Source organism: Bacillus sp. es.034 (assembly GCF_002563655.1).
In the GTDB taxonomy this organism is placed as follows: Bacteria; Bacillota; Bacilli; order Bacillales; family Bacillaceae_B; genus Rossellomorea.
In genome coordinates, this window is sequence record NZ_PDIY01000001.1 from 672259 (window position 1) to 680000 (window position 7742).

6 protein-coding genes, 9 tRNA genes and 2 rRNA genes (1 of these 17 running past the window's edge) are annotated in these 7742 nt (G+C 46.3%); 1 reads left to right on the top strand and 16 read right to left on the bottom strand.

Annotated features, from left to right (window positions below; translation table 11 throughout):
• Position 1: 1 nt before the first annotated feature.
• The 4 genes from ATG71_RS03380 to sigW form a co-directional block, all read right to left on the bottom strand.
• Positions 2-1243: a CdaR family protein gene (locus ATG71_RS03380; RefSeq protein ID WP_179886447.1), complete on the bottom strand. Its 1242-nt coding sequence runs from the start codon at positions 1241-1243 to the stop codon at positions 2-4.
• Positions 1236-2072, bottom strand: coding sequence for a diadenylate cyclase CdaA (gene cdaA / locus ATG71_RS03385; protein ID WP_034765824.1), 837 nt, complete (start codon positions 2070-2072; stop codon positions 1236-1238). The genes ATG71_RS03380 and cdaA overlap by 8 nt, the downstream gene beginning before the upstream one ends.
• Positions 2073-2307: 235 nt before the next feature.
• On the bottom strand, positions 2308-2937 hold the full coding sequence (locus ATG71_RS03390; RefSeq protein WP_098438493.1) for an anti-sigma factor family protein: 630 nt from the start codon (positions 2935-2937) through the stop codon (positions 2308-2310).
• Positions 2938-2952: 15 nt separating this feature from the next.
• Positions 2953-3516, bottom strand: coding sequence for an RNA polymerase sigma factor SigW (gene sigW / locus ATG71_RS03395; RefSeq protein WP_098438494.1), 564 nt, complete (start codon positions 3514-3516; stop codon positions 2953-2955).
• Positions 3517-3681: 165 nt separating this feature from the next.
• Here sigW and ATG71_RS03400 point away from each other — a divergent pair, with 165 nt between their 5' ends.
• Positions 3682-3843: an aspartyl-phosphate phosphatase Spo0E family protein gene (locus tag ATG71_RS03400; RefSeq protein ID WP_098438495.1), complete on the top strand. Its 162-nt coding sequence runs from the start codon at positions 3682-3684 to the stop codon at positions 3841-3843.
• A gap of 56 nt (positions 3844-3899) precedes the next feature.
• Here the strand turns inward: ATG71_RS03400 and rocF are convergent, their stop codons facing one another.
• The 12 genes from rocF to ATG71_RS03460 form a co-directional block, all read right to left on the bottom strand.
• Positions 3900-4802, bottom strand: a complete 903-nt coding sequence (gene rocF / locus ATG71_RS03405; RefSeq protein WP_034765818.1) for an arginase — start codon at positions 4800-4802, stop codon at positions 3900-3902.
• Between the two features lie 224 nt (positions 4803-5026).
• Positions 5027-5102 (bottom strand) — tRNA-Ala (locus ATG71_RS03410).
• 44 nt (positions 5103-5146) lie between these two features.
• Positions 5147-5219: transfer RNA gene (locus ATG71_RS03415), tRNA-Lys, on the bottom strand.
• Between the two features lie 4 nt (positions 5220-5223).
• Positions 5224-5298, bottom strand: a tRNA-Gln gene (locus ATG71_RS03420).
• 68 nt (positions 5299-5366) lie between these two features.
• Positions 5367-5450 (bottom strand) — tRNA-Tyr (locus ATG71_RS03425).
• Between the two features lie 13 nt (positions 5451-5463).
• Positions 5464-5539 (bottom strand) — tRNA-Thr (locus ATG71_RS03430).
• Between the two features lie 102 nt (positions 5540-5641).
• Positions 5642-5717: transfer RNA gene (locus ATG71_RS03435), tRNA-Val, on the bottom strand.
• A gap of 31 nt (positions 5718-5748) precedes the next feature.
• A tRNA-Glu gene (locus tag ATG71_RS03440) sits at positions 5749-5823 on the bottom strand.
• Positions 5824-5842: 19 nt separating this feature from the next.
• Positions 5843-5915: transfer RNA gene (locus tag ATG71_RS03445), tRNA-Thr, on the bottom strand.
• A gap of 2 nt (positions 5916-5917) precedes the next feature.
• Positions 5918-5992: transfer RNA gene (locus tag ATG71_RS03450), tRNA-Asn, on the bottom strand.
• A gap of 8 nt (positions 5993-6000) precedes the next feature.
• Positions 6001-6117 (bottom strand): 5S ribosomal RNA (gene rrf / locus ATG71_RS03455).
• 279 nt (positions 6118-6396) lie between these two features.
• Positions 6397-7742 (bottom strand): 23S ribosomal RNA (locus tag ATG71_RS03460); it runs 1591 nt beyond the window's last position.

Genomic DNA, 7742 nt, shown 5'->3' on the forward strand with positions numbered 1-7742 from the left:
TCTATGCTGATGTGTTCTTTTCTTTAATTTCTACTTTTACCTTTTTTTGCGAAAGGGTCCATTCAACATTCTCAGGCCCTTCCGCTTCTATTTCTACCTCATGTTCCCCGGGTTCGAGCCCTGTAAGATCGAGAGCGAGAGAGAAATCTTCTTTCTTCACACCACTCACTTCTTCGTTCTCACCTTTCAGTGACACGTCCACTACTCCGTTTTCAGGTTCCATGATGGTGTACTCATATTCGTCAGCCAATCCTTCAGGTTTGATTTCGATTCCGGATAAGCTTTTCTCCTCGGTTGTGTTCACATCAACTGTGACTTTCACTTCTTCGGGAGCCACTTTATTCAATCCATCCTGGAGGGCGAGGGGCACAGTAATGGTCGAATCCTTCGTGATCTTGGAAAGATCGACTTCTGCCAGGAGTTCTTCCACTGTGTCGAGTACATCCTGCCTTCCAAAGACCGTTGCTTCTTTAGGTTCCACTGAAATCGACTCAAGGGTAGTACCCTTCGGAAGACTTCCCTTTTGTTTAATAGTGACTGGTACGGCTTTACTCGGATTCACAACTGACACCGTCACATCCACCACTTCAGGATCTATCTGGACATCCAGTTTGTTGTACTCCCGATCAAGTACCTGCACCCTGGCTTCCCTTGTCACATTTTCATTGATCTCTTCGTCTACATCGAGTGTGGCAATCACGTAGGCAACCCGCTCTACTTCATTCTTCGAACCTGTCACCTTCACGGATTTCGGATCAACGGCAAGACCTTCTGCCTCATATCCATTAGACAGAATGCTTTCATTGAACTTAGGTTCGACTGAGAATTCTTCCGTGACCTTTTCCTGGACGGAAATATTGGCGAAATCAGGGTCGATCTTTACATCCAATTTATCAGAGATGTTCTGAATCTGGATATCCACCCGGTGTTCGCCTATTCCGATATCATTTAAATCAACATATACTTGAAAGTCTTTCAGGGTTTTCGTCTGTTGGACAATCGCTTTTGATCCTTCCACGGTCAAATTCACCGTATCTGGCAAGCCTGACACTTCCAAGTTCTCACTATCGTAGAACACTTCAAGCGGGACGTCCTGGATTGTTTCAATTGCATTCTGGGACGTACCGTTACTATTGTTGGCCGTCTTCTGAATATCGTCAAAGTTCACGGATAGGTAAAGAATGAAGGCTAACATGAGTCCGACGATACGCATGAACCAGCGGCTTTCCATGAATTTATCCATTTTCTTTCTTCCCCCTAAAGCTCCATTTTGTCGAGGAAGCATTCGTCTTATCGCCAATTAGCTCTAACGTAAGAATTTCCCTGAAGCGCTCCAGAGAGAGGTCGCGATGCAACTCCCCATTTTTCGTAATGGAGATAGCTCCCGTTTCTTCTGATACAACGATGGTGATACTATCTGTCACTTCACTGACACCGAGTGCGGCTCTGTGCCTTGTTCCCAGTTCCTTAGAGATGAAAGGACTCTCTGATAACGGAAGATAGCATGCAGCTGCTGCGATTTGATTCTTCTGTACAATCACCGCTCCGTCATGGAGTGGTGTATTCGGGATGAAGATATTAATGAGCAGCTGGGACGAAATTTTCGCATCAAGGGGTATACCTGTTTCAATATAATCACTCATCCCCGTCTCCCTCTCAAGAGTAAGGAGGGCCCCGATCCGACGCTTTGCCATGTAGCTTACGGCTTTTGTCATGGATTCAATCATCTGTTCCTGCTCTTCTTCCTCCTGAAGCCCTGTCCTCGAGAACAGACGGCCACGCCCAAGCTGTTCAAGGGCACGGCGGAGTTCAGGCTGGAAGATGATGATGATCGCAAGGAACCCCCATGTGAGGGCTTGTTCCATCATCCATCCCAGTGTATCGAGACCAAAGATACTACTCAGGCCCCTTACAATGATGATGACAAAAATACCTTTTAATAATTGTACTGCTTTCGTTCCTTTTATCAGCATGATCAGTTTATAGATTACAAACCATACAACGAGTATATCTACAATATCAGAGACATAATCCAGCGCGGAGTAATCCGAAAAAATATCGATAAACGGCATATTACATCCTCCAATAGCTTAATCGAAAGCGTAAGCCGCCATGTGTGGCTTCTCCATTTTCGTAACGTTCCTATTATAGCACATTTTATCACTGTCAAATGAAAGACACCCACGGCTTCATGATTCTTTCTATTCTCTTCATGAACTCACGTTTTTGCATAAAAAAACTGACACGAACATCATAAGTGTCAGCCCTTTAGGGACGGACCTTACATTCCATCCCCTCTATTTTATCCTACTTTTCTTCAAGTTGCGAATTTCCCCAATCCACCGTGTCTTTAGCCCCTTTTTTGATCTGGTACCAAAGCCACTCAAACGCCTCATCGATTTCATGGATTTCCCCTGTCACACTGCCTGCAGAAGCCAGGTATTGCTTACCGTTGATGACGGTCACGTTCCCTGTGACTTTTCCTTCTATTTTCACATCACCATTCCGGACGGTCAGATCACCCTTTACAACTTCCCCCTCAGGTACGACAACCGTATGATCCTGAACGACTAATTTAGTATTTTTCGTAAATGAGAAGTCTTCATCATTCCAGGAGGTAAGGAAACTTCCTGTCATAAAGAACAGGAACAGAGCCGCAGCCGTAAGTAGCGGATGGTGACGGAACCATCTCTGTACCCCGATCTTCTTCTTCTCTTTCGGTAATCCCGCCATGACTTTATCTGTAAAGTCTGCAGAAGCACTGATATGGGATGTGCTTTGTACAAACGCAATCGCTTTCTTCAATTCATGAAAATGATGCTGGCACTCGCTGCATTCCTGCAAATGATGTTTCAGCGTTTCTTCTTTTTCCCTATTTAAGTCTCCATCTAAATAATCGTGCATATAGTCGATGATTTCTTCAGGACAAGGCTTCATGTTCACTCACCCTCTCTACAGTGATCGTAATTGTTTTCTGAGAGCTTCCCGCCCTCTATGTACCCTCGTTTTAACCGTTCCTAACGGTAGATCCAGTATATCGCTGATTTCTTGAAGCGGGAGCTCTTCAATGTATTTTAAAACGATGACCGATCGATATTTCTCCGGTAACTTGGAAATTTCTTTCTGTATGGTCTCCTGCAACTCCATATTCTCCACTTCATCTTCCGGGAGCTGAACATCAGCAGCCACCTGTGAGTACATCGTCAATCCTTCCGTTCCTGCCACCTCAGCATCCAGGAAGTAATCCGGCTTTTTCTTCCGGATCCGGTCGATACAAAGATTCGTCGCAATCCTGAACAGCCAGGTCGAAAACTTCCTCTTTTGATTAAAAGTCTCTATATTTACGTATGCCCGAATAAATGCCTCTTGGGCGATATCCTCTGCTTCATGACGATTCCCTAGCATCCGGAAGCAAATTTGGAACACTTTATCTTTATAAAGCTCGACCAATTCTGCAAAGGCATTTTGATCACCTTTCAATACTTGTTTTATCCGTTTATTCACTAACGCTTCCATTTCACAACCTCCGCTCTATGCGGCTATATTTATATACGTAGTACCCTATCAAAAGGTTTCAATTTTTTTATATTATTATCCTAACAAATTTTTAGGGAAATGTGTTTACATTTATTAGAAAAGGGGTATAAAGGAACTAATATTCTATTGCGGGAGGATCTCGAAATGAGAAGAAGAGTGAATGATTTATTATTTCAAATTGAAGACTGCCGTCGCCAAATGGTCGAACTAGCATTAAAGTCTTCCTTTGCCGATGAGCAAGTAGTTGATTTGAGCACTCGTCTTGACGATCTGTTAAATCAATATCAAGTAGTCAAGCACCATTGAAGGGAAATAGATGAAGGCTGGAATCCTTAGAGGGTTCCAGCCTTTTTTGAATATGATTAAAGTAACTTCTCTCCAAAGAGAGATCCCATTAACGCAACGGCAACCGTAGCCGTCTTATTCTTCTCATCAAGGATAGGATTTACCTCCACGAATTCAGCAGACGTAATCAATCCGGACTCCTCTAGCATTTCCATCGCCAGATGACTCTCCCGGTAGCTGATCCCTCCAAGGACAGGAGTCCCTACTCCAGGGGCATCACTTGGATCCAGGCCGTCTAAATCAAGTGATAGATGAACCCCATCCGTTCTTCCCTTCAAGTAATCAATGGACTCTTCCATAACCCTTGTCATACCAAGGCGGTCGATTTCATGCATCGTATACACTTTGATGCCTTTTTCCTTAATTAACTCCCTTTCTCCTTCATCTAGAGAACGTGCTCCGATGATGACGATGTTCTCAGGCTTGATCTTTGGTGAACTTTGCCCGATCCCCGTTAAATCCTCATGGCCGATCCCAAGGCTCACTGCCAGGGGCATCCCGTGTATATTTCCAGACGGAGAGGTGTCTCCTGTATTCAAATCACCATGGGCATCATACCAAATCACCCCTAAGTTCTCATAATGAGGCGAAACCCCTGCCAATGTTCCAATTGCAATACTGTGATCCCCACCAAAGATCAACGGGAAATCTCCGCTGCCGATGACATCATTCACCTTACCGGCAAGTGTTTCACTCGCTTCAGCAACCGCTTTCAAATTTCGTAAATTTGTATCAGGATTATTATGTACACGCTCAGCTTGACCAATCTCGATATCACCAAGGTCCTTGATGTCATATCCCAGGTTCTCAAGTCTTTCAACGATACCGGCATAACGAATCGCACTCGGTCCCATGTCCACACCTCTGCGCATTTGACCTAAATCCATCGGTACACCAATAATTGAAATATTTCTTTTCATCAAAAATTCCCCCTATTCAAAATTTACGTCCTGTCCCTATTGTATCCCTAGAGGGACCGATGACTCAACTGGACAAGATTGTGCATATATATGCGTGGTGAGAGGGATTTTTGATCATGGGATGTAAGAATATTAGTGAAACAAAAAAACCTCGAATCTCCTAAAAGATTTGAGGTCTTATCATGTCGTATGTATGATGATTTTTTCGCTTTGCAAAATTTCTTTGGTGGAGCCTAGCGGGATCGAACCGCTGACCTCCTGCGTGCAAAGCAGGCGCTCTCCCAGCTGAGCTAAGGCCCCATATAGAGAAATTCTCACACCAAGAGATGTGAGAAAATGTGTGATGAGCCATGAAGGATTCGAACCTTCGACCCTCTGATTAAAAGTCAGATGCTCTACCAACTGAGCTAATGGCTCGTAATGGCTGGGCTAGCTGGATTCGAACCAACGCATGTCGCAGTCAAAGTGCGATGCCTTACCGCTTGGCTATAGCCCAATAATTACGTGAATGGCATAAAAAAGGGACATTTATAGGATGTCCATTTTACACTGAAATATACAAAATGGTGGAGGGGGGCAGATTCGAACTGCCGAACCCGAAGGAGCGGATTTACAGTCCGCCGCGTTTAGCCACTTCGCTACCCCTCCAGCTAAAAAACAATGGTGCCGGCAAGAGGACTTGAACCCCCAACCTACTGATTACAAGTCAGTTGCTCTACCAGTTGAGCTACACCGGCATATATAAATTTGTGGTGAATACTGCGTAATGAAAGCAGTTCATGGAAAGATATTTTGCTGGCGCAAATTAATGAAGTTTATTTTACTTTCGTAAAAAAACTTGGTGGAGGATGACGGGATCGAACCGCCGACCCTCTGCTTGTAAGGCAGATGCTCTCCCAGCTGAGCTAATCCTCCGTTTTGTAACTATTTCCCTCAAAAAAGAAAATGGTGACCCATACGGGATTCGAACCCGTGTTACCGCCGTGAAAGGGCGGTGTCTTAACCGCTTGACCAATGGGCCGGTTTGTAAAAAAAATAAAAGCTTCCAACCGGGCTCGAACCGGTGACCTCTTCCTTACCATGGAAGCACTCTACCTGCTGAGCTATGGAAGCAATGGCTCCGCAGGCAAGATTCGAACTTGCGACCGATCGGTTAACAGCCGATAGCTCTACCACTGAGCTACTGCGGAATGATTTGGCCTGGCGACGTCCTACTCTCACAGGGGGAGATCCCCCAACTACCATCGGCGCTGAAGAGCTTAACTTCCGTGTTCGGCATGGGAACGGGTGTGACCTCTTCGCCATTATCACCAGACATATTGCTTACAATGACAAATATTATTATATAATATTTTCAGTGAAAATCAAGGTATAAATGAAAATTTATTCCCTGAAAACTAGATAAAGAATTGATGTCAAGAAAGCCTAATATCGACCAATTGTTGCATCTACTATTGAAAGTAGAATGCAGTCCAGCTCCGGCGGCTAGAGACTCGAGGTCATTTCAGTTCAATCAGCTGAGGGTAAAAAGCACCCTCTTCTGATTGCCCAGAAATGCTTGTCGTCTCTGTTCAAGCCGCCTCCGCTTTATAGTGTGGTTAAGTCCTCGATCGATTAGTATCAGTCAACTCCACATGTCGCCATGCTTCCATCTCTGACCTATCTACCTAGTCATCTTCTAGGGATCTTACTCACATACGTGATGGGAAATCTCATCTCGAGGGGGGCTTCATGCTTAGATGCTTTCAGCACTTATCCCTTCCGCACATAGCTACCCAGCGATGCCTTTGGCAAGACAACTGGTACACCAGCGGTGCGTCCATCCCGGTCCTCTCGTACTAAGGACAGCTCCTCTCAAATTTCCTGCGCCCACGACGGATAGGGACCGAACTGTCTCACGACGTTCTGAACCCAGCTCGCGTACCGCTTTAATGGGCGAACAGCCCAACCCTTGGGACCGACTACAGCCCCAGGATGCGATGAGCCGACATCGAGGTGCCAAACCTCCCCGTCGATGTGGACTCTTGGGGGAGATAAGCCTGTTATCCCCGGGGTAGCTTTTATCCGTTGAGCGATGGCCCTTCCATGCGGAACCACCGGATCACTAAGCCCGACTTTCGTCCCTGCTCGACTTGTAGGTCTCGCAGTCAAGCTCCCTTGTGCCTTTACACTCTGCGAATGATTTCCAACCATTCTGAGGGAACCTTTGGGCGCCTCCGTTACTCTTTAGGAGGCGACCGCCCCAGTCAAACTGCCCACCTGACACTGTCTCCCACCCCGATAAGGGGCGCGGGTTAGAATTTCAATACAGCCAGGGTAGTATCCCACCGATGCCTCCACCGAAGCTGGCGCTCCGGTTTCCAAGGCTCCTACCTATCCTGTACAAGCTGTACCAAAATTCAATATCAGGCTACAGTAAAGCTCCACGGGGTCTTTCCGTCCTGTCGCGGGTAACCTGCATCTTCACAGGTACTATAATTTCACCGAGTCTCTCGTTGAGACAGTGCCCAGATCGTTACGCCTTTCGTGCGGGTCGGAACTTACCCGACAAGGAATTTCGCTACCTTAGGACCGTTATAGTTACGGCCGCCGTTTACTGGGGCTTCGATTCGCACCTTCGCTTGCGCTAAGCACTCCTCTTAACCTTCCAGCACCGGGCAGGCGTCAGCCCCTATACTTCGCCTTACGGCTTCGCAGAGACCTGTGTTTTTGCTAAACAGTCGCCTGGGCCTATTCACTGCGGCTCTCTCGGGCTTGCACCCTACCAGAGCACCCCTTCTCCCGAAGTTACGGGGTCATTTTGCCGAGTTCCTTAACGAGAGTTCTCTCGCTCACCTTAGGATTCTCTCCTCGCCTACCTGTGTCGGTTTGCGGTACGGGCACCTTTTTCCTCGCTAGAGGCTTTTCTTGGCAGTGTGGAATCAGGAACTTCGCTACTAT